Annotated in this window: 20 protein-coding genes; 3 read left to right on the plus strand and 17 right to left on the minus strand. The window is 37.4% G+C overall.

Annotated features, from left to right (window positions below; all coding sequences use genetic code 11):
• Positions 1–191: 191 nt before the first annotated feature.
• The 3 genes from hpf to FFM71_RS08230 form a co-directional block, all read right to left on the minus strand.
• Positions 192–740: a ribosome hibernation-promoting factor, HPF/YfiA family gene (hpf, locus tag FFM71_RS08220; protein WP_137611693.1), complete on the minus strand. Its 549-nt coding sequence runs from the start codon at positions 738–740 to the stop codon at positions 192–194.
• 96 nt (positions 741–836) lie between these two features.
• Positions 837–1,223, minus strand: a complete 387-nt coding sequence (locus FFM71_RS13620; protein ID WP_223876502.1) for a ComF family protein — start codon at positions 1,221–1,223, stop codon at positions 837–839.
• A gap of 290 nt (positions 1,224–1,513) precedes the next feature.
• The gene (locus FFM71_RS08230) at positions 1,514–2,824 is read right to left on the minus strand and encodes a DEAD/DEAH box helicase family protein (protein WP_137611695.1); all 1,311 of its coding nucleotides are present in this window, start codon (positions 2,822–2,824) and stop codon (positions 1,514–1,516) included.
• A gap of 30 nt (positions 2,825–2,854) precedes the next feature.
• Between FFM71_RS08230 and FFM71_RS08235 the strand changes: the two genes are divergently transcribed.
• Positions 2,855–3,493 (plus strand): YigZ family protein, encoded by a 639-nt coding sequence (locus FFM71_RS08235; protein WP_137611696.1) that lies wholly within the window; start codon positions 2,855–2,857, stop codon positions 3,491–3,493.
• Positions 3,494–4,173: 680 nt separating this feature from the next.
• Here FFM71_RS08235 and FFM71_RS08240 read toward each other — a convergent pair.
• The 14 genes from FFM71_RS08240 to FFM71_RS08305 form a co-directional block, all read right to left on the minus strand.
• The gene (locus FFM71_RS08240; RefSeq protein ID WP_137611697.1) at positions 4,174–4,938 is read right to left on the minus strand and encodes a helix-turn-helix domain-containing protein; all 765 of its coding nucleotides are present in this window, start codon (positions 4,936–4,938) and stop codon (positions 4,174–4,176) included.
• Positions 4,939–5,078: 140 nt separating this feature from the next.
• Complete coding sequence (locus FFM71_RS08245) at positions 5,079–6,164, minus strand: glycosyltransferase family 4 protein (RefSeq protein WP_137611718.1); 1,086 nt, start codon at positions 6,162–6,164, stop codon at positions 5,079–5,081.
• Between the two features lie 116 nt (positions 6,165–6,280).
• Positions 6,281–7,846, minus strand: coding sequence for a ribonuclease Y (gene rny, locus FFM71_RS08250; protein WP_137611698.1), 1,566 nt, complete (start codon positions 7,844–7,846; stop codon positions 6,281–6,283).
• 149 nt (positions 7,847–7,995) lie between these two features.
• Positions 7,996–9,171: a recombinase RecA gene (gene recA / locus FFM71_RS08255; protein WP_137611699.1), complete on the minus strand. Its 1,176-nt coding sequence runs from the start codon at positions 9,169–9,171 to the stop codon at positions 7,996–7,998.
• A gap of 88 nt (positions 9,172–9,259) precedes the next feature.
• Positions 9,260–9,802 carry a nicotinamide-nucleotide amidohydrolase family protein gene (locus tag FFM71_RS08260; RefSeq protein ID WP_137611700.1) on the minus strand — a complete coding sequence of 181 codons (543 nt, stop codon included), beginning with the start codon at positions 9,800–9,802 and terminating at the stop codon, positions 9,260–9,262.
• A gap of 23 nt (positions 9,803–9,825) precedes the next feature.
• Positions 9,826–10,410 carry a CDP-diacylglycerol--glycerol-3-phosphate 3-phosphatidyltransferase gene (gene pgsA / locus FFM71_RS08265; RefSeq protein WP_137611701.1) on the minus strand — a complete coding sequence of 195 codons (585 nt, stop codon included), beginning with the start codon at positions 10,408–10,410 and terminating at the stop codon, positions 9,826–9,828.
• 615 nt (positions 10,411–11,025) lie between these two features.
• Positions 11,026–11,874 carry a helix-turn-helix domain-containing protein gene (locus FFM71_RS08270; RefSeq protein ID WP_137611702.1) on the minus strand — a complete coding sequence of 283 codons (849 nt, stop codon included), beginning with the start codon at positions 11,872–11,874 and terminating at the stop codon, positions 11,026–11,028.
• A 65-nt stretch (positions 11,875–11,939) separates the two neighbouring features.
• The gene (gene ymfI, locus FFM71_RS08275) at positions 11,940–12,662 is read right to left on the minus strand and encodes an elongation factor P 5-aminopentanone reductase (RefSeq protein WP_137611703.1); all 723 of its coding nucleotides are present in this window, start codon (positions 12,660–12,662) and stop codon (positions 11,940–11,942) included.
• A 3-nt stretch (positions 12,663–12,665) separates the two neighbouring features.
• Positions 12,666–13,904, minus strand: coding sequence for an EF-P 5-aminopentanol modification-associated protein YfmH (gene yfmH / locus FFM71_RS08280; protein ID WP_137611704.1), 1,239 nt, complete (start codon positions 13,902–13,904; stop codon positions 12,666–12,668).
• A 1-nt stretch (position 13,905) separates the two neighbouring features.
• Positions 13,906–15,180 carry an EF-P 5-aminopentanol modification-associated protein YfmF gene (gene yfmF / locus FFM71_RS08285; protein WP_137611705.1) on the minus strand — a complete coding sequence of 425 codons (1,275 nt, stop codon included), beginning with the start codon at positions 15,178–15,180 and terminating at the stop codon, positions 13,906–13,908.
• Complete coding sequence (locus FFM71_RS08290; RefSeq protein WP_137611706.1) at positions 15,177–17,576, minus strand: DNA translocase FtsK; 2,400 nt, start codon at positions 17,574–17,576, stop codon at positions 15,177–15,179. The genes yfmF and FFM71_RS08290 overlap by 4 nt, the downstream gene beginning before the upstream one ends.
• Before the next feature lie 149 nt (positions 17,577–17,725).
• Complete coding sequence (locus FFM71_RS08295; RefSeq protein ID WP_137611707.1) at positions 17,726–18,181, minus strand: DUF1149 family protein; 456 nt, start codon at positions 18,179–18,181, stop codon at positions 17,726–17,728.
• Positions 18,182–18,192: 11 nt separating this feature from the next.
• Positions 18,193–18,702 (minus strand): tRNA (uridine(34)/cytosine(34)/5-carboxymethylaminomethyluridine(34)-2'-O)-methyltransferase TrmL, encoded by a 510-nt coding sequence (gene trmL, locus FFM71_RS08300; protein ID WP_137611708.1) that lies wholly within the window; start codon positions 18,700–18,702, stop codon positions 18,193–18,195.
• Positions 18,703–19,429: 727 nt separating this feature from the next.
• A complete protein-coding gene (locus FFM71_RS08305; RefSeq protein ID WP_137611709.1) occupies positions 19,430–20,638 on the minus strand; it encodes an AI-2E family transporter in 1,209 nt (402 codons plus the stop codon).
• A gap of 75 nt (positions 20,639–20,713) precedes the next feature.
• Between FFM71_RS08305 and FFM71_RS08310 the strand changes: the two genes are divergently transcribed.
• Both FFM71_RS08310 and FFM71_RS08315 read left to right on the plus strand, forming a co-directional pair.
• Positions 20,714–21,730, plus strand: a complete 1,017-nt coding sequence (locus tag FFM71_RS08310; protein ID WP_137611710.1) for a lactonase family protein — start codon at positions 20,714–20,716, stop codon at positions 21,728–21,730.
• Positions 21,731–21,761: 31 nt separating this feature from the next.
• A complete protein-coding gene (locus FFM71_RS08315) occupies positions 21,762–22,601 on the plus strand; it encodes an undecaprenyl-diphosphate phosphatase (protein WP_137611711.1) in 840 nt (279 codons plus the stop codon).
• The last annotated feature ends 83 nt before the right edge of the window (positions 22,602–22,684 follow it).

The raw sequence follows: 22,684 nt of genomic DNA on the forward strand, positions 1-22,684 counted from the left end.
TGTTATAAACATACTCTTAATAGTAGCATTTTTTTTTAGACTTTTAAACTGAATATAAATTAAACAGACTTTTCAGGATTACAATGATACACCATTTTATATTTTTTTGTGTTAAGAAAGCTTTACAAAAGCATTTCCGGAGTACAAAAAAAGCTGAAGCAGTAAGCCGCTTCAGCTTAATATTTATTTTTTTATTCGTTTGTTTCAATCAGACCATACTTGCCATCGTTACGTTTGTATACGATGCTGGCTCCATTTGTTTCTGAATCTTCAAAAATGAAGAATTCGTGGCCAAGCATTTCCATTTGTAGAACGGCTTCTTCGGCATCCATTGGCTTCAATGATAGACGCTTTGTTCTAACAATTTGTGACTTCTCATCTTCAGTATCATCAGGTGTTACATCATCCAAAGGAATATCCTTTAGACTGCCGCCCTCACGACTCTTGCGATTGACACGTGTCTTGAATTTCTTAACTTGTCTTTCAAGCTTGTCAACAACGAGATCGATACCTGCATATAAATCATCGTTTAATTCTTCAGCCCTCAATGTGATGTATGGTAATGGAATTGTTACTTCAACCTTTGTACCTTTTGAAGGGTATGTTTTCAAGTTTACATGAGCAATTGGGTTACTTTCATCGCTGAAGTATTTTTCCATTTTGGAAATTCTCTTCTCGACATATTCGCGAATTGATGAAGTTACTTCAATATTTTCACCACGTACATTAATAGTTAACATAATAATCTCTCCTTCCGACGATAGGAAATTAAAGAGTGTTCTTACATCTCTTTAGTGTAATTATAATATTTTTATGCCAATATGACAACGTTTCCATTACCTAGATAATGAAAATGTGGAAATATTTTTAAATCCTGCCTTCAAAAATATATCATGAGCATGCATCAAAGTCCTTCCAGTCGTATAAATATCATCCAATATTAAAATTTTTTGATTTTTTTGAATTTGACCAAATTCAGGCAATAACGAGAATGTCTGGGGTGTCCTTAGACGCTCAATTCGGTTCTTCTGTGCTTGTGGTTTATCAGCGTCGGCCTTAACCAAAAGCGGCCTTAAATCAAAAATATCGGCATACAATTCATAGACTGGATCAAATCCACGTGCTTGAAGATGGCTTTTGCTAGCAGGAATATATGTAACTACATCAAAGTTATTCCGTAAAGACCAGTTCTTTATGTCCTGAAAAAATAATCGAGCTAACAAGACATCTCCATATCTCTTATACAGCTTGAAGTAGCTGTGTATGAACTGATTATACTCGAACAAGGACTGATGGCAATTGATAACACCGTATTTTTGCTCCCACATGTAACAATCACGGCAAACACCATCACTATCTGGCTTAAGACATCTTGGACAATTATTCCGTCCCATCAATGGTGCTAACTGCCGCCGGCATAAATTACAAATATAATTTGGGACTATTTCTTTAAATAAAAATATTTCTTTTATCGACAGATTATTATTTATTGAATTACCACAATTAAGACATTTCATTTTTTTGCCTGTTGATTCAGATAAGCAATTTCTGAACACGCCAAACGAATCTGTTGATTGTAATATTGATAATAAAAATGCACTTCATCATCATATGAATCACTGCCACGGCCAGCCCGACCAGCAATTTGGATCAAAGCCGTCTTGGAAAATTCTTTTGCTTGAGCATCTAAAACAATTACGGTAATTTTTTTAAAGGTCACCCCTCGCTCTAAAATTGTCGTCGTTAAAATGGCTTGGACACGTTGGTCACGGAACTGTTGAACTTTCTCCAAACGTTCATCATCTTTAGAACTAACATCAACAAACGTTAATGACGGATATAATTTTATTAATTGTTTAGCAAAACTTTTCATTGTGGGAATCTGCGGGAAAAATAACATAAAACGTTGTTTGTTTTGAATTAGATGTTGCAGTTTCATTCTCAATCTAGGATTGATTCTGTTAAACATAATCGGCTTTAACAGAAGGTGACAATGTGGTTCTGGTAATGGATGACCGTGAAACCGTTGATATAATCTAGTTATTGATATTTTTTGCTGCCTAACTTGGGTTAACAATTCTTTTGGTGGTGTGGCTGACAAATAAACAATTATCCCACTTTTCTTCTTAGCCTTGTTGATTGCCTGGTGCAGCATCATGTTTCCTGCTAATGGATAAGAATCGACTTCATCGACCACTAACACGTCAAATGCCTCTTCAAAACGAATCAATTGATGAACGGTCGCCAACATGATCTGAGTCAGTTGATAAGACTCCTCACTTTTACCATGGAATAATCCCACGGTCGTATTCGGAAAAACCTTTTGAATTCTTGGAAAGAGCTCAATACAAACATCAACTCTTGGCGAACAGATAGCGATTCGTTGCCCCTGTTTAAGAACCTGTTCAATCAAGGGAAAAATCATCTCTGTCTTACCTGCACCAGTTACCGCCCAGACTAAATGATCTCGATGTTTTTCAAACGCCATCAGCAGCTCTCTAACACCCCTCTTTTGATTGGCTGTTAATGTCCCACTCCAGACCAAATAATCGCTCTGCTTGGGATAACCGATAGTTGTCGGCGTTATGAGCAACTGACCATCTATTGGTAATTTACCAAGATTAATACAGTGCCGACAATACTGAAGTTTAATCGGTAAATAATCGAGTTTCATTAGGCAACGACGGCAAAATAGTTTATCATTTTTCTTAAACGTGGTCGGCACAGTTTTTCCACCACAACTTTGTAGATACTGTAAAACTTCAGGCTTTAAGTCGGCAGTCAAAATAATACGACCGCCTAAATACTCATCTAAATTGTCCATAATCAAAACTACGTAAAGGAGACATATTTTTTGCAAAATTATAAAACAATTGCCAAAACCGGCAGCCACGAAAAGGATATTAAAAAATCACGTTTCATTGCCCATATTGCTCAAACCTTTTCAGAGAAAGAGGCCAATCAATTCATCCAAAAAATTCGAGACCAAGAATCCGGAGCAACACATAATTGTACCGCTTTTATCGTGCTCGAAAATGTCAAAATTGAACGTATGTCTGACGATGGCGAACCAAGTGGAACCGCCGGATCACCAATCTTAAACGTGTTACAACAACAGAACCTGCAAAACGTTACAGTCGTGGTTACCCGTTATTTTGGTGGTATCAAATTAGGGGCCGGTGGATTAATCAGAGCTTACTCATCGACTACGGCAGAAGCGGTTAAAGAAATCGGATTAGTCGAAAATCGGATCCAACAAGGTTATGAACTAACCATTCCTTATCACATGTTTGATAAATTTGATAACTATGCTCGTAAGGAAAGTATTAATTTGGATAACAAACAATTCACCGCAGATGTTCAGTGTGAAATTTATTTGGATGTCACAACTGCTGAGCAATCGGTACAAATTATTAAAGATCTCTTTCAAAACCAAATTATTATTAAAGAAACTGACAAAACTTATAAACAAGTTCCAATTGAAGCTGACTAGCCAAGTATTAGTTAAATATGCCGTCTCCAGAGCTTAGAGTATCAACCTGCTATGCGGGCCGGTCCGAGCCAGAGTGCGGTCTCGTACCTCGATTTGAATCCTTGCACAAACCAGCAAGTATCCAAATCGCCCGGTGGTGTAACGGCTAAAGCCGTAACGCCACAACCACAGCTGGTTGATACTCTAAACTCTTCCGACTAACTTACTATTCGATAAAGAATTGATTCAATGAATATAACAACATTTATACTTTTATATAAATGTTGGCAATAAAAAAAGTCATTTTTACTTAGGATAATTCCTTAAGTAAAAAAAATGACTTTTTTTTGGATTCTAGTTAAAGAATGATACACAATAAATTTTCTCTCATAACTAAAGACTGAAAGATGAAAATTAATATAAACATTGTTGTTACTGACCTAGAGTTAAATTTATTCAAATAATCAGAAATCTTCGTTTTATTATTCCTGACATAAAAAAATAAACTAGTTGGAAGAGCTGAGAGTATTCATTTGCAGCGAAAGTGGCGTTATTGCTTCAGCAATTACACCACCGGACGCGTTGAAGACTCGCGGTTTTTGCGAGGCTTCAACCGAGGTCCGAGACCGCCCTCTGGCTCGGGCCGTTCCGCGCAGCAACTGAATACTCTCAGCTCTGGAAACGGCATCCTTTAGTAACAACTAGTATTTACCAGTTTTCACAGTAAATACTTTAGAATCATTATGCCTTTCTCCCTTTGCAGGCTTATTTTTGCTCCAAGTCTCATACATGCCACGATAATCAGAATAATCCTTAAACATATTATTTCTAATGGATTTGGGAATCGACTCCCAATCAACAAAATTCATTCTGGAAACATATATTCCTCGATGTTCGACCATCGCATATGGCTTATTAATTGGTGGTAATCCCCCATAAAATGTTAAGAATGAAGAGTTTCCCCAAGCATCGTCTGTCACAACCATATTTTTGAATGGTGCACCCAAAACTTTCTTGGTTTTATTATTGCCAACTTGCACACGAGCAAGCTCTGAATCTGTGGCATTTTTTTCGGTCGGCAACGTAGCATAACCGATTTTGGTCTTGATCAACGGATTGAACCGGTCAACTGTCTCATTTTGATATTGATACGTTGATAAAAATCCATATCCACCGGCAATTATTGCAACACAAACTGCTAGAACTATCAATGATCTCTTATAAACTTTCTTTAACTTCAAATCCTTATCAATTTTTTCCACTGTTTTGGTATCTCCCTTTAAAAAATCATCTAAGGATACATTCAAAACAGAACTAAGATTGATCAATAATGAAATATCAGGATAAGTCCGACTAGTCTCCCAACTTGAAATCGTCTTGTCAGAAACGTTTAATTTCAAAGCCAACTGTTTCTGAGTTAAATTTTCTTGCTTACGATATTTCTTCAATTGCTCACTTAATTCCATCCCTCTGCTCCTCAAAACTTATTTAAAAGGTGTTGTTATATATATACCATCCGCTAAACGTGGAACTCAATAGATTCATTGTCTATTGCTTGTAGAATTAACTCTAGGGACAAAAAAAGCAGGCGCTATAACGGCGCTTGCTAATCTTTCTTTTCTAATCGTTTCACAAATCTTTGAATTGCTTTTAATAACGGCTGTCGATTATCACCTAATAGCCCAATCGATTCGATAAAGAGTTCCAAGCCGAACAAGACACCAACTGTCAATAACACGCTGCCCCACAATGTTGATAGTGGATAAAGCATTGAGATAAAGGCGAAAACCAATGATAAGCCATAGATAACTAACACTGTTTGTCGATGTGACAAGCCTAACTGCATCAATCTGTGGTGCAAATGATGTTTATCCGCTTGCATAATTGGCTTTTTGTTCAATAATCGTCTCAAAATCGCATAAACTGTATCAGTAATTGGCACACCCATAATTACAACAGGCATTAACAATGTGATAAATGTGACATTCTTCAAACCTTTGAGTGAGAAAACGGCCATCATGAAGCCTATGAACAACGAACCCGTATCCCCTAAGAAGATACTGGCCGGGTGGAAATTATGTGGTAGAAAGCCAACTAGAGCCGCTACCATGGCAAAAATCCAAATGGCTACATAAACGTTAGTCATATTCAAGAAAAAGTATGCCATGACTCCCATAGTGAACAAAGCAATGATTGAAACACCAGTAGCCAAACCATCTAATCCATCAATTAGATTGACCGCATTTGTGATTGCAATAATCCAAATGATTGTGATTGGTAAACTCCACCATCCTAATTCAAATGAACCAATCAGTGGCAACGTTACTTCATTCATTCTGATTCCAGCTAAGAAATAAATCACCAAAGCCGCAGCAAAAATACCTGCCAACTTAGCTTTTGGCGACAACTCACGAATATCATCAATGATACCCGTTAAAATGATAATACATTCAGCTAAGAAAACACTAAACAACTCGTGCGTTGGAAATTGTTCTCGCAATAACACAAACGTTGAGAAGTTAAACGCAATAAAAATAGCCAGACCACCCATTGTAGGCATTGGCTTGATATTTACACGCCGAGCGTTAGGTTTATCCACAGCTCCCAAAATATAAGCTAATTTCACTACGAAAGGAGTTATCGCAGCCGATAGGATCATCGTTAAAAATAATTTTACTATTACACTAAACATACCCGACATTTTTAGAAAAACTCACTTTCCATTAATAGAACAATTATACAATACCCTACGCCTATTCCAAAAAGAAATTAAAAAAGAGCGTACCTTTTCGATACACCCCTCAATAATTATTTCGCTAATTCGACTTTTCTGATTTCACGAACAACTGTAACTTTAATATGACCTGGATATTCAAGGTTATCTTCAATTTCACCCTTCATATCACGAGCTAAAATCGCAGCTTGATCATCGGAAATTTCTTCTGGCTTAACCATGACACGAATCTCATGACCCGCTTGAATAGCATAACTATGATCAACACCCTCGTGCTTGTTTGCAATTTCTTCTAGTTTTTCAAGACGGTGGATATAATTCTCCATCGACTCTGATCTAGCGCCGGGACGTGATGCCGAAATAGCATCAGCCGCAGCAACGATTGTTGCAATTAATGATGTTGGTTCCACATCCCCATGATGTGAAGCAATCGTATTAATGACTACTTCTGGTTCTTTATACTTAGTTGCGATATCCACGCCAATTTCAACGTGGGAACCATCAACTTCACGATCGATAGCTTTACCGATATCGTGCAATAAACCTGCTCGTTTTGCTAACATAACATCTTCACCCATTTCAGCAGCCATTACAGCGGATAATTTAGCTACTTCAATAGAGTGATTCAAAACATTTTGACCGTAACTCGTACGATATTCCATTCGTCCAATAATCTTGATTAAATCTGGATTCATTGAGCTGATTCCCAAACTATAAACAGTTTGTTCACCGACCTCACGAATATGATCATCCATTTCTTTTCTGGACTTGTCGACCATTTCCTCAATACGTGCAGGATGGATTCGACCATCTTCAATCAATTTCTCCAAAGCCATTCGAGCAATTTCTCGTCTGACAGGATCATAACCACTCAAAGCGACCGCTTCTGGGGTATCATCAATAATCAAATCAACACCAGTAAGCGCTTCAATAGTACGGATATTTCTACCCTCACGACCAATGATTCTCCCCTTCATGTCTTCATTAGGCAATGTGACGGTCGTTACAGTTGATTCAGAAACTGTATCAGCTGCACTTCTTTGAATAGCAGCAACAATTAAAGCTTTAGCATCCTTTTCAGAACGTTGTTTAGCTTGTTCGTCACTTTCTTGAATCATCTTGGCACGTTCATGGACTAATTCTTTGTTCAACTTATCAAGAATAATCTTTCTTGCTTGTTCACGAGTTAAGTTACTTACTCTTGTCAGCTCCGCTTGCTGTTCTTTAAGAGTATCAGTCAATTGTTTATCTTTTTCATCAAGTTTATGTTGTCGTGCTGAAACATTGTTCTCATTGTTTTCGATATTTTCCTCACGCTTTTCAAGCGATTGGTCTTTTTTATCCAAAATGTCTTGTCGTTCAAGAACTCTATTCTCTTGTTTTTGAACATCGCGGCGGCGTTCTTTCAATTCATCTTCTTGTTTTTCACGATATTGATGAATCTCATCTTTGGCTTCTAGCAAAGTTTCTTTTTTTAGAGACTTAGCAGCCTTTTTTGCGTCTGAAACGATATCCCCAGCAGTTTGTTTTGCTTGTGAAAGTTTTTTCTCGTACGCGTCCTTACAGAGAGCATATCCGAAAAGGACCCCTACGATTAATGTTACTATAGCGAAAGAGAAGGTTATGATAGCAGGATACATGCCATCACCTCCATGTTTGCTTTTAAGAAAATTTGTTTGTAAAACATATATGTTACAGAATATTTACATACAACTTAATATTATAGAATAAATATGACCTGTCAACCAAATAAAACTAAAAAAAGAGACTTAATCAGCCTCTTTTTTTATTATTCAGTTTCTTTTTTGTCTGTATCAAGCTTCAAATCGATGTTATTATCATCTTTTTTTGCTTTTGAATCAGTTTTTGAGTCTGATTTTGAATCTGCCTTTGAGTCAGTCTTACCAACTGTCTTATTAGATGCGTCATCATCTTTAGCCTTTTCGTCTTTGGCTTTTTCGTCCTCAGGTTTACCATCCATGTTATATGCAGCACGAACCTTAAGCTTGATTTCTTCCATCTTGTCAGCATTTTCCGCCAAGTAGGCTTTAGCATTCTCACGACCTTGACCAATACGTTCATCACCGTATGAATACCATGAACCAGACTTGTCGATAATATCTTTATCAACAGCCATATCGACTAATTCACCTGTTTGGGAAATACCATGACCATACATAATATCAACCAAAGCAACCTTGAAAGGTGGGGCAACCTTGTTCTTTACGACTTTAATCTTTGTACGATTACCAATTACATCAGAACCGTCCTTAATTTGTTCAGCACGACGTACTTCAAGTCTGATTGTTGCATAGAACTTCAAAGCACGGCCACCAGGTGTAGTTTCTGGGTTACCAAACATGATACCAACTTTTTCACGAATTTGATTAATGAAAAGAGCGATAGTCTTAGTCTTATTGATTGAGCCAGAAAGCTTACGCAAAGCTTGTGACATCAATCTAGCTTGTAGACCAACATGAGCATCACCCATATCGCCTTCAATTTCAGCACGTGGAACTAAGGCAGCAACGGAATCGACAACGACGATATCAACGGCACCACTGGAAACCAAGGCATCAGCAATTTCAAGTCCTTGTTCACCAGTATCAGGTTGTGATAGCAATAAGTCATCAATATTAACACCCAAAGCGGTAGCATATGCAGGATCCATCGCATTTTCAGCATCAATATAAGCAGCAGTACCACCTTGCTTTTGTACTTCAGCAACGGCATGGAGAGCTACAGTTGTTTTACCAGAACTTTCAGGTCCATAGATTTCTACGATTCTTCCTCGTGGAAAACCACCGACACCAAGCGCGTTATCAAGGGCTAGTGAACCAGTAGAAACAGTTGAGATTTGGGTATTGAGATCATCACCCATTCTCATAATGGCCCCTTTACCAAAATCTTTTTCAATCTTTTTTAAGGCTACATCTAAAGCCTTTTGTCGTTCATCTTTAGCCAAATTGCTTTCCTCCTAATGCATTCATCACTAGATATATTATTAGTAATTCATCAAAAAAGCAAGAAAAAAGCGAACAAATGTTTGTTCGTTATATTATTTCTTGAACGAGAGCAAATCCGCAAAGAACTGACTTCTCACGAATCGCCTGTCTAGAGCCTGTAAAATGAAATTCTTTAACAATTTCAGTATTATCTTTACCGTTATAAGCGCCGATAAAAACTGTCCCCACAGGATTTCCCTCCAATGGATCAGGACCAGCAACACCAGTAAATCCCACGCCAATATCAGCCGATAATTTCTTAGCAGACAAATTGGCCATTGCACGAGCGACTGGTGCGCTGACAACAGTATTTTGCTCAATTAGCTGTGGATCCATCCCTAATAGTTCAATTTTAACATTATCGGCATAGGTAACAAAACCACCGTCAAAGACGTTAGAAGCTCCAGGAATCGATGCTACAGTCGCCTGGAACATTCCTGCAGTCAAACTTTCAGCTGCTGTGATTTTCAATTGCTTTTTTTTCAGCAAACCGACCGTTTGTTTAGCTAAATTGCTAAATTCAACGGGCACACCAGATTCAAAATCAGCCATTTCAACAGTACTTAAAATTTCAGCTACTTTATCCTTCATTGCTCTCTCTTCCAAACTACGTATTATGATTTAAAAATTTCGCGACTTTGCCAGAAATAATCAGCACCAGAATAAATTGTAAAGATCAAACAGATATATAAGAAAATCTCACCGATGGGAATATTGATGGCAGAGAAGAAAATATTGTGCATCAATAAGAAGATGATTGCAAGCATTTGCGTTGTAGTTTTAATCTTACCAGGCATTTGAGCAGCCATGACCTTACCACCGACTTCCAAAACAATCGTTCTCAAACCAGTAACAGCCAATTCACGACAAACGATAATTGCAACTACCCAAGCCGGAGCCATTTTGAAACTTACAAGGAAGATAAAAGCAGTCATAACAAGCATTTTATCTGCCAAAGTATCAGCAAATTTACCGAAATTAGAAACCAAATTATATTTACGAGCAATTTTACCATCAAGCAAATCTGTCAGTGAAGCCACTACGAAAACAACAGCGGCCAAGACGTGATTGATAGGAATCAAATCATTAGCAACATAGATGTCTCCCAATCCAGACCAATTAAAAGCTAACAAGATAATGAATACTGGAATTAAAATAATTCGTAGCATTGTTAATTTATTTGGTACATTCCAAACCATTTAAAATTTCCTCCATACTGTTATATATATATTTGCCGCCTCTGGCTGTCAGCAATATAGTCGCTGTGAGGACCGGTTCGAGCCAAGGTCTCGAACCTCGCTTTGAAGCCTTGCCAGAGTTCGGCAAGGCTCCAAAGTCGTCCTGTGGTGTAATGGCTAAAGCCATAACGCCACCTTCACTGCTGACTACATTGCTGACAGCCAGAGGCTAGTGTATCTTCTGATAATCAATTATTATCTTAATGTAAAAGCGTTAAATAACAATATAATAATTAAATTACGTTGTTATTTGGTATATATGTTTAATTGCTCTGAATTTTAGTTATTTAAATATTTAAATATCAAATATCAGACCAACAACAAACTAGCCACAGGTTTCGAGGGAGTGAGTCCGCAGTGAGGGTGGCGTTAGGACGGGCGAACTTCCCGTTCTTACACCACTAGGACGATTTTGAGATGCGGGTTTCAGCTCAAAATCGAGGGTCGAGACCGCTCCCCAGGCTCGAGCCGGTCCTCACAGCAGACTCAACTCCCTCGAAACCTGTGGCGGCATCCTTAAAAAAAACCAACCAATAAAATAATGGTGTCTACCCCAAAAGATTAGACACCATTATTTTATTTTTCAATATTAAATGTCAAAGTTCTAACAATAGTGCTGCCACTCTGCACTTTTGACAAATCAACGGCTTTTCCATCAATTGTCACCTTAGTGTTTGTAACATTACCTGTTTGAACTGTGAATGTTGTTGTATCACTTGGTACTGTTGTTGACTTCTTTTCACCAGAGCTCAAAGCCTGTTGCCAAGTTGTATTTGAGCCTTCACTAAATTGAACCCAAGCTTGACCACCACTACCTTCAACAACGACTTTTAAGCCTGAAGTTGGAGCATTTGTAATAGTATAAGTACCTTCGGTTGAAGATTCCTTAACTGTTACTTCTTTGGTTGCAGTTTTAGTTGCAGCCTTTTTAGTTGTAGTGCTCTTTGTCGTCGTCTTCTTAGTAGTTTTCTTTGTTGTTTGCGTTGTGTTGTCCTTAGGAATTGTCACACTTGAAGCACTTTGATTACGGTGTACCATTCCAAATGCAATTACAGCAATGATAACAATCACTACCAAACCAACTACGATTTGAGGAATGTAATTACCCAAATTTGAGAAGAATGAATTGGATTCTTCTTTGATCGTACGAGTTTTGGTTTCCTCAGGAGTTGATTCTTGAGTTGGTTGTGAATTAGGGATATCTGCCTTGTACTCTTCCAACAAGTCGTCACTTGAGATACCAACGGCATCAGAATATTGCTTGATAAAAGCACGAACATAGAAATCACCAGGAAGATGGTCAAATTGACCTTCTTCAATAGCAATTAAATATCTCTTTTGAATTTTGGTGATTTGTTGTAAATCATCAATTGTATAACCCTTTTTGATACGAGCATTTCTTAACTTTTGGCCAATTTCGTCCATTATTTACCACCGATTAACTAATTTTTCTAAGTATAACATATATTATTATCCAACTACTAGCGAGCCTAAAGCAACCAACCACCAGCAAAATATATCGTTTGCCCAGTCAGATAATTTGATTTGATATTGACTAAATAACTGACTAAATCAGCTATCTCATCGGGATTTGCCAACCGATCAGCTGGTATTTCATCCTTAACACTTTCAAGATCCTCATTGGAGAATTCTTGGGTATTCATTTTGGTATTCACTGCCCCAGGAGCCACAACATTGACGGACAATCCGAGAGATGCGACCTCTTTGGCATATGCATCCGCAAACGATGACATCGCACCTTTAACGGTACTGTAAACAACTTCCATCGCTGAACCCACTTTGCCATAGATCGAGCCAATAAATACTACCCGACCATGATGGGTCTTAGCTAACTTATCTTGAAGCTGTTTCAAAATCAAAATCGGTAACTTCACGTGAATGTTCCACAGTGAATCAATCTCCGACTCTGAAATATCGACAAGCAACTTATAGTAAGTATTACCTTGAGCAAAGACGACGGCATCCAGACCAAAAATCTGTTTAGTTAAATCGTCCACTTTATCGTGTTCCATATCGAATTTGATAGGAATGAAATCCTGTTTAGGATACTTTTCCACTAGTTCCGTTCGCAACTTGTCAATTCGCTCATAATTGCGATTGTAATGCAAATACAGTGACCAGCCTTTTGCAGCCAGATTCTTAGCAGTACTAGTTCCAATATCGCCAGAACTGCCCATAACTAATGCATACATTTTTTACTTCCTATTCGGCAAAAGATTGTAATAGGTACAATTATCATCTTGTAAAAATTTATCAGAAATTTCTAATACGTCATCTTTTTTTATTGAATCGATCATATGAATCAATTGTAAATAATCAACATCATAAAAATATAACTCAGCCATTTGATTAGCAATCGCTTCAGGAGAGTTTTGGGCAAACAAGTAAGATCCAATTGCATCACGCTGGATACGTTCGAATTTAGCGTCAGTCAAAACTTCTTTGAGTTCTTTATAAGAAAGATGATCATGCAAATATTCTTGAAATTTTTCAGGATTATTAGTAGACCCACTAATTATGATAAAACAATAGTTATTTTCTGCAACAACATTATAAGAAAAACTATCATCAATTAAGTCTAAACGACTCATTTCTTGATAATTTTTAGACGATTCGCCAATTAAAGTTTCCATAACCATATTCAGTTCAAATTGCTTCTTAACCAAATCATAACCGGTCATTTCAGTATCGATACGAATTCCATAAGCTGAACGTGCTTGCGTGATGTCCATAGTTTCCTGTCCACCAGCACCAATTTTTTCAAATTTATTGAAAGTTTTTGAATATGGTTGATCAATTGTCTGAAAATCAGAATTCTCAATTACATTTTCTACCTTTTCAAATTCAACATCACCAACTAACACGATGTCCATGTTGTCAGGACGATAATTTTGACGATAGGTTTCTAATAGATTCTCATGGTTTATTTGTTGCAAGGTAGCACTAGAACCGGCTATATCTTCAGCAATTGGATCATTGGGATACAGTTGTCCTAGCATCCGTTGTTCCAAAACCCACTCAGGCATATCCAAATACATCTGAATTTCTTGGTCAATAATTCCACGCTCAGATGCTACATTCTTTTCAGTGAAATATGGATGTTGAATCAAATCCAACAAAACTTCTAAGTTGTCATAAGGGTTTTCTAAAGTTTGGAATAAGTAACCGGTCTTTGTATAACTCGTATAGGCATTAGAATTAGCTCCATATTTAGCAAATTTTTCCGAAATATCATAGTCCGGCTTAGCAAACAACTTGTGTTCAATAAAATGAGCAATTCCTGATGGCAATGTCTTGTTTCCAGTCTTAGTGTCGACAGAACCAAAGTTTGTCATTGCTAACCCATAAACTTGACTGAATCCGGCCAAAGGAACCACGCTGATCTGCAAACCATTAGTTAATTTTTTTGTTTGTTTCTCTAATTTCTCTGTCATCCTAATCTCCAATCAATTGATACTGAGCAATGGCGTACATATGATCTGCCACACTTGCAATGTGTTTTTTGTCCAAATTATCCAATTCAGCTTGGAACTGGGCATCAGTCAATAAAGTCTTAGGATAGACAGTCTCCCAAATACTACGCATGATGTAATGCTGAATCGTATCGCTAGAAATCTTGCGTTGTGTCAACATCACTTTCTGAGCATGTTCAACCTGTGCATCGGTGAATTTGCCTTGCTTGATAAAATTAATTTGCTGATTAATCAAATCCAACGCCTTATCAACTGAGTCAGCATCGAGTCCAGCTTGAATCATGACCAGATGACTGATTGGTTGATAAACACTGGATACGGAATATGCCAAACTATTCTTTTCTCTCACCTGCAAAAATAGTTGCGATTGGTCGTCACCACCAAGGATCAGGTTCATAATTTGTGGAGCCATACGATTGAAATCCTTGGATACACCTTTAGTAGCATAAGCCAAAGAAATTCGACTCTGATTGAGATGCTTGTGATCAATCTGATTGGCAGGATTAGCAATCAAGTCATCGAATTTTTCAAACTCAATTTTTAAATCTTCACGGTCATTTTGCAATTTACTTTCAAAAATACTGTCATTTAATTCCGCCAAGAACTCGTCTTCATCAACATTCCCGACAACGTTAATAACTACCGCATCATTTTGAACGACATCTTGATAGGTTTTGAGTAATTCTGCATTCGTGAGTTCCTTTAATTCCTCGATAGTTCCAAAAATTGGCATTTGACGATCAGGATTATCACGATAAATTAGCTTAGCTATGCCAAGCGAACTGACCAAATCTTGATTATCCTCAATCGACATCAAGTTTGACATTAGATTACGTTTCTCAGTTTCAAAAGCAGTCTCATCAAATTTATCACCAGCCAAATTGGGCTTGAAGATTATTTCACCAAGCAAATCCAGATTATCTTTGAGTTGTGTCTTGCCATCCAGCAAAAAATTAGGATCAGCGAATTCTACGCTAAAAGCTAAATCATTAAAATTCAACAGATTGCGTGTGTAGACGTTGATCTCTGAACCATAAAGTTCCATTTCACGGTCATTTATCGCTCGAAAACTGGGATAATCCTTAGTCGAATTAGACATAACGTTAGCCAACAAACGTCGAGCTGTTGTTTCATCTTTGTTTAATGGCCGAAGAAAATCAATTTGAATCTTGATTGTCCGAAATTTTTTTATTGGATTGATATTTAAGAAAATATTCTTTGCTAGTGTTTTTCTCAATTTTTCACCTGATTTTTTCTAATTGTTTCAAGTTGCTCGGGTGTAATCAATACTTTTCTTGGTTTACTACCCTCTGAAGGTCCTACGATACCCCGATTTTCCATCTCGTCAACCATGCGTGCAGCACGATTGTATCCAATGGCAAATCTTCTTTGAAGCATGGAAACACTGGCTGACTGTTGCTTAACAATCAATTCCACTGCGTCGTCCCAATATTCATCCTCTGGCTTATCCCCATCTGATCCGCCTTCATCAACATCGGTTGGAATCATATCTTCATCATACTCAGCGGTTTGTTGATCACTGACAAATTTAACCACATTCTCAACTTCAGATTCGGAAATATAAGCTCCCTGAAGTCGAACAGGCTTACTCTTACCGATTGGTTGGAATAACATATCACCACGTCCGAGTAATTTTTCAGCACCAACAGAATCCAAAATTGTTCTTGAATCAATACCACTAGAAACAGCAAATGCAATTCTAGAAGGGATATTGGCCTTAATAAGACCAGTAATAACATCAACTGAAGGACGTTGCGTTGCAATAATGATATGCAATCCAGCTGCACGGGCCATTTGGGCCAAACGAACGATTGCCGCTTCCACCTCATGCCCTGCTACCATCATCAAATCGGATAACTCATCGACTATAACGACGACATATGGCAAACGTTCCATTTTATCCTCATCTGATGCGGTCTTATTGAACTTATCAACATCATCGTTGTACTCGCCAATGTTACGATGACTCGTTTCAGCGAAGAGTTTATAACGCCGTTCCATTTCTTTAACTGCCTTTTGTAAAGCACCGGCAGCCCTTCTGGCATCTGTGACAACTGGAATCAAGAGTTGAGGAATACCGTTATAAACATTTAATTCAACCATCTTAGGATCAATCAAAATCAATTTAACATCATTGGGTTTGGCCTTCATTAGAATACCCGTAATGATAGTATTGATGGCAACTGATTTACCACTACCAGTTGAACCAGCAATTAACAAATGGGGCATTTTTGTAATGTCAGCTTCAATAATGTTACCCGAAACATCTTTACCAAGTGGAACAATCAATGGATGAGTCTTATCCTTTTGTTTCTCCGTGATTTCTCTAAAGGAAACCGTCGAGGCCGTCTTATTAGGGACTTCGATTCCAACAAAAGGTTTCCCTGGAATTGGGGCCTCGATACGAATATCCTTCGCTGCTAAAGCTAACGCTAAATCATCAGCTAAATTGACGATTTTACTTACTTTGACACCAACAGCTGGTTGAACCTCATATTTGGTAATAGTTGGTCCCAGACTAGCCTTCTTAACTTCAACATCAACGCCAAAACTCTTAAAAGTTTGACGCAATGTATCTTTATTATCTTCAATCAAGTGAACCTCAGACGTCTGATCAGTTTGGGGAACCTGCTGCAACAAGTCCGTTGTAGGCAGTTTATAATCATCGTCATTAGCTACGCTATCAGTTCTCCTAGTACTGACAGGATCTGGTAAGTCCTTATCCTTGGAGCCATCAATTCCATAGGGTTTAGAAACTACCTCAGCTGTTTTAGCCTCATTTGAATCGGGCATTACTGGGGCACTTGGAGTTTGAACACCTTCAATTTTGAAATCTTCCTCAGGCTTCTCGTTATGATTCTTGAAACTACTCAACCCATCGGCAATCTTATCCCCATCACGTGTAACCTCAGATTCTTGATAACTTGATTTAGGCACTGTTTTAGTCTCTGTCTTAGTCGATTTACGTTGGTCAACATAATTACTATAGTGACCAGATAACACGTTTTTAACCTTGATAGCCAAATGTTTGAATTTAACTAAAACGTCGGTTGTCGTGATAGAAACCTGTTTCATCGTTACGTTAAACATCATTAAGATACCGATAAAAATTAATAACGCCGTGACAAAATAAGTTCCAACACTAGAAAACATTGGCATGAAAAAGCTGTATAAATACGAGCCTATCATTCCCCCACCGACTGATCCATCAACCGACACTTGAGTCATATCAGCCGCTAACGTATTCCATGTGACCAGATTATAGTTGTGATATAACGACATACTCGAGAAAAAGATGCCGTGTAAAATAATCAATGAGCCTAAGTATATAAATAGCAGGCCAAAACTCCTCTTCGGCGTCATAACGGGTATTCGTCCCGTAGCGATTATAACGGCACCAACAAAGATGCTGACAATCAACAGAACTGGATAACTGTCACCGACAAGAATTCGATACAAATTATCGAACGTTTTACCCACAAGGCCGAATTTAAATAACCCTAAAACCGACAGAATAATCCACAGCAAACTAACTAATGATCGAATCAGCCGTGAATTATTAACTGTTTTTTTCTTCTTTCTAGGCGTTGCACTTGCCTTTTTTCTAACCATAAGTACCTCACATGAATTTAAAAAGTAATCATCTAAAATTATACCTTTTTTGTGCCTTAAAAAAAACAGCCCTAATGGACTGTTTATATTTTGTCGCCGACTCCGGTTGTTAGAGATTTTTCCTCTATCTATGGAACCTTGGCCACTTATTACTTATCTTCTTTTTTATCTTCGTTTTTTCTTAATTCTTCAACCGCTTCATTCGGTTTAATTTCCGCATGATTGGTAAAATTCAATGAAACTCCGTGATTCAACGTTACCGCAGTAACTTGATAAGTCAGTGTTTCAATATATTCAACAACTGAACGTGATAATTGTTGAACTTGCTTGCCATCGAGATCCTGAATTTCTCCATGGAATCCAATTGGTTGAACTACTTGACCGATTAATCCGGAAACTTTAAATGGTGCATCTGCCATATGAATTTCGAAAGGTACTACTACTTGTAAAATCTTACCTTCATCTTCATTCAAAGGTTGACCATCTTCATCTTTTAAATCAGGATGTTCGATATTGATATTTAAATCTGTTTTGGCATCAGCAGTTGGTGCTTCAACGTCATAGTGAAATGATTGAACACTAACTTCACCTTTTGTAATTTTCATATTCTCTACCCCTAGTCTAATTTATCGTGATCATAGTGATGACTTAATTCTAGTCCAGCAAAATGTTGTTGACGCACAGCTTCATAAATAACTAAAGCAGCACTGTTAGATAGATTTAAAGCACGGATATTATCACTCATTGGAATTCTCAAACATTTTTCTGGATTACGGCGCATAAAGTCTTCAGGCAAGCCAGTTGTTTCTTTACCGAATAAGAAATAGTGATCAACTGAAGTATCGCTTAAATCTTGGTCACTGTAAACCTTATCGGAAAACTTAGTAATCAAATAAAGATACTTGTCATCAGGTACTGACTTCAAGAACTCATCCAAATTGTCATGATACGTAATGTCAACTTTTTCCCAATAATCAAGTCCAGCACGCTTCATATGGGCATCATCAGTATTAAATCCAAGTGGGCGGATCAAGTGCAATTTAGTATTAGTACCTGCACAAGTTCTAGCAATATTACCAGTATTAGCTGGCATCAATGGTTCGTATAGTGCAATATGATTAGTCATTTATTTCTTCTCCTGCAGCCGAAAGTGGCTAGAGAATTTCACTTGGTGTGAAGGCCGTTTTGATTCAAAATAAATATCAAGCCTCACTACAGGTGAATATCCTTTCCAACTATGGCTATTTTTATTGGTCTGTTCTATTATTCTGAACAATATTAATTAACTTAATGTTATCTGATCTTTTATCCAACCGTTAAATATCCCGTCTACAGAGCTGGGAAATATTCACTAGCTGTGCGGAACGGTCCGAGCCAAAGTACGATCTCGAACTTCCACGGCACACAAATATTTCCCAGCTCTTCCGACTAGTTAATCGTTATTAACTTAATATAAAAATATCCAATTTCTTTTATATACAGCCTATTTTAAATTTCATGATACAACTGATGGGATATTTGTAATAAATTATCAAATAACACCATGCGTTACATATATAACATTTATCATATAAAAGCAGTTTTTTTTGACTAACAAGAAATACATCTAAGATGTAAATAAAACCAGTCGGAGGTCACCAGTGAAGTACTTGAGACTACTGGAAACGACAGATATCAAAATGTAAAAACAAAAAAAGCGCATACCCTCGGTGACAACCACAGCAAGGACATGCGCTAGTTTAGCCTCTTGTTTACTTGCTTTTGTCAAAATCACTTCTGAGAAAAACAAATAACACACAAAACTCACTAGTTAGTATATACGATATATCCGGTCTATACAATGAATTTTTGAATTATTTATGAAGTTTTTCAGAAGTTTTCGTGTTATCAGAGTCGTTACTTTCCTTTGTCTCCAGCAACTCCTCCTGGCTATACCAGCTAGAATTACGTTTGAACCAATTGAAAACTCTGGTGAAAATAATCTTCAAAATAGCAAAGATTGGAATACCAGCAATCATACCAATCAGTCCATACATACCGGCTGAGATCAGTAATACCAAAATAGTCGTTACCGGGTGCATCTGCATCTTGTTACCGACAATGATTGGCGAGATAACACGTGTTTCCACTGTTTGCTCAACCGCAAAGACTATCAGAACTTTCAAGACCATTGATGGTGCAATAAACGCCGCAATTACGAGTGAAGGAACCAATGCTAAAGTTGAGCCAATATATGGAATCAGATTCAAAACTCCAGCGACAATCCCTAAAATCAATGCATAACGTTGACCGATGATGAGATAACCAACGAAAAACATCACTGCTACCCAAAATGCTACGGTCAATTGACCAGTAATATAAGAGCTTAGTGATTGCGAAATTTCTGATAGCATATCGCCAACTGAGACTTTTACACGATCAGGAACAAACTTGATCACAGATTCTTTAAATTTTTTATCGTCTTTTAGCATGAAAAATAAGATGAACGGTGCAGTCATCAAAATTACGACTACATTAGTCAAAACACTAACAGCTGAGCTAATATTGTTCATTGTCTGTGGTAAAATTTGATCCATCGATTTTTCAAAGCTCTTTGTTATGCTGGTATTTGTTTGAACTAGACGATCTTTCACCAAATGAAGCTTGGGATCAGAAAACATATTTTGTAAACTCTTGTTTAGAGAATTCCAATATTGTGGCCAATTCTTAACCAACGAATCGACCTGACTTTGAACGAATGGTATCAAGGACATGACGCCCCATATCAACAAGGCCAAAATAATAATAAAGACAAAAGTTATCGAAATAATTCGATTAACATGAAATTTACTTTCCAACACATTGATTAACGGATTGATCAAGTAGTACAACACCAGCGCCAAAATTACTGGTGGCATCGTTATTCCTAAAATCTGGCCCAATGGATCGAAAACAAAACTAATTTTCGAAAATAAAAAGATAATCAAAAATATCAAAAAAATGTTAATCAGAATCACCGTTAGCTGGTTATCGAGAAACCATTTGTAAAACCAACTCTTTTTTCTCTCTGGCGTTTCTTTCATAAACTGCACCCCAAATTTTTATAGTAAGATTATACTGTATATTATAATACTATACATTATTTGGAGGAATCGATAATGATTGAAAAAGTTCTCTTTAGTGGCTACACCAAAAATGCTGGAAAAGGCGTTTATTCTGCTGAATTTAATTCTGACAATGGTGAACTAACCGCTCCTAAGGCCCTGGTTGAATTAAATGGGCCTACTTATATCGATGTAACTAACGATATGAAATTAATTGCTCTTGCTAAAAAAGGTGACCGTGGCGGTATCGTTGTCTATGATATTTCTAGCGACGAACCAAAACTTTTGGACGAAGATTATTCTGAAACAACTTCACCCTCATATGTTAAATTTGACCCCAGTCGTAGCTTGATTTTCAGTGCCTATTTCCACTTGAGCAAAGTTAAGATTGACCATTTAACAGCTGATGGCAAGATTGAACATTACTCAGAAGTTAAATTTGAAGGTCATGGCCCTCGTGTTGAACAAGATCAATCGAAACCTCATTTCAGTGCTTTGACACCTGATGGAAAATTAATTATTTGTGATTACGGTGCCGATCGAATTTATATTTACAATATTGACGACCCTAAAGAACCAAAATTAATGAACAATTACATTGCGCCTTCTGGTTATGCTCCTAGACATTTAGTATTCCACCCTACAAAGCCTTTTGTTTACGTTGCTTGTGAACTATCATCAAAGGTGCTTGTAATGCAATACGACGCCGAAACAGCCCGTTTAACGCTAGTTGACGAAGCTGATGCTGCTAAAGATGAGCAAAAGAATACTACTGCTGCTATCAGAATTAGCAAGGACGGCAAGTTCTTATACGCTTCAACTCGTGGTGCCGACACAATTACAACGTTCAGCGTTGATCCGAATGGTGACCGCCTCAAAAAACTCAGCTCAGTCGCTACTGGCAACGGTCCTAGAGATTTTGACCTTGATCCTTCAGAACAATATGTCATTGCAGCTAACCAAGATTCAAATGACTTGAGCATTTTAAAACGCAATCCTAACAAAGGAATTTTGACTAATTTGAACAATAACGTTGCTATTCCGGAGTGTACTTGTGTACACTTTATCTAGTTTCCAAATATAATCAGGAGAATTATCAATCATGCTCATTGAAATTATTAAAACCATCATTTTAGGTATCATCGAAGGTTTTACGGAATTTCTACCTATCAGTTCAACTGGACACTTGTACTTAGCCGATGAATTCATTAAATTGAATGAATCAAAGGCTTTTATCAACATGTTCATGGTAGTTATTCAATTCGGAGCCATTTTAGCGGTTATCCTTATTTACTTTCACAAGTTGAATCCCTTCTCACCTAAGAAAAATCATCGTGAGAAGAGTCAAACTTGGAGTATTTGGTTTAAAGTTTTAGTCGCTATATTACCTTCAGTAATTATCGGATTGCCATTGAATGACTGGATGGATGCCCATTTAACAAGCTGGCAAGTTATTTCTGCCACACTGTTTATCTACGGTGTACTTTTCATTATCGTGGAAAATTGGTTGAAGAATAAACGGCCTCAAACAGCTGATTTAGAAAGTCTTTCATACAAAACTGCCTTAGAAATTGGACTCTTCCAAGTCCTTTCGCTAGTACCTGGTACATCACGTTCCGGAGCTACTATTTTAGGTGGTATGACCGTTGGTACATCAAGATTTGTTGCCACTGAGTTCTCGTTCTTCCTCGCTATCCCAACTATGTTTGGTGCTAGTTTGTTGAAGATTGTTAAGTACTTTATGAAAGGCAACGTCTTTACTGGTAGTCAAACAATCATCTTGCTAGTTGGTACATTGGTCTCATTTATCGTTGCTTACGCTTCAATCAAGTTCTTACTTGATTACATCAAACGTAATGACTTTAAAGCATTTGGTTGGTACAGAATTATTTTAGCTATTGTAGTTGTTGCTTACTTTGGTATCAAAGCTATGGTTGCTTAGTCTTTATTAAGGACGTCCCTTGGGGCGTTTTTTTTGTTGTCTCTGTAATTGCCGCATCCGGTTGACCACGATTGATGCCTGCT

Source organism: Companilactobacillus huachuanensis, assembly GCF_005404815.1.
Classification (GTDB): domain Bacteria; phylum Bacillota; class Bacilli; order Lactobacillales; family Lactobacillaceae; genus Companilactobacillus; species Companilactobacillus huachuanensis.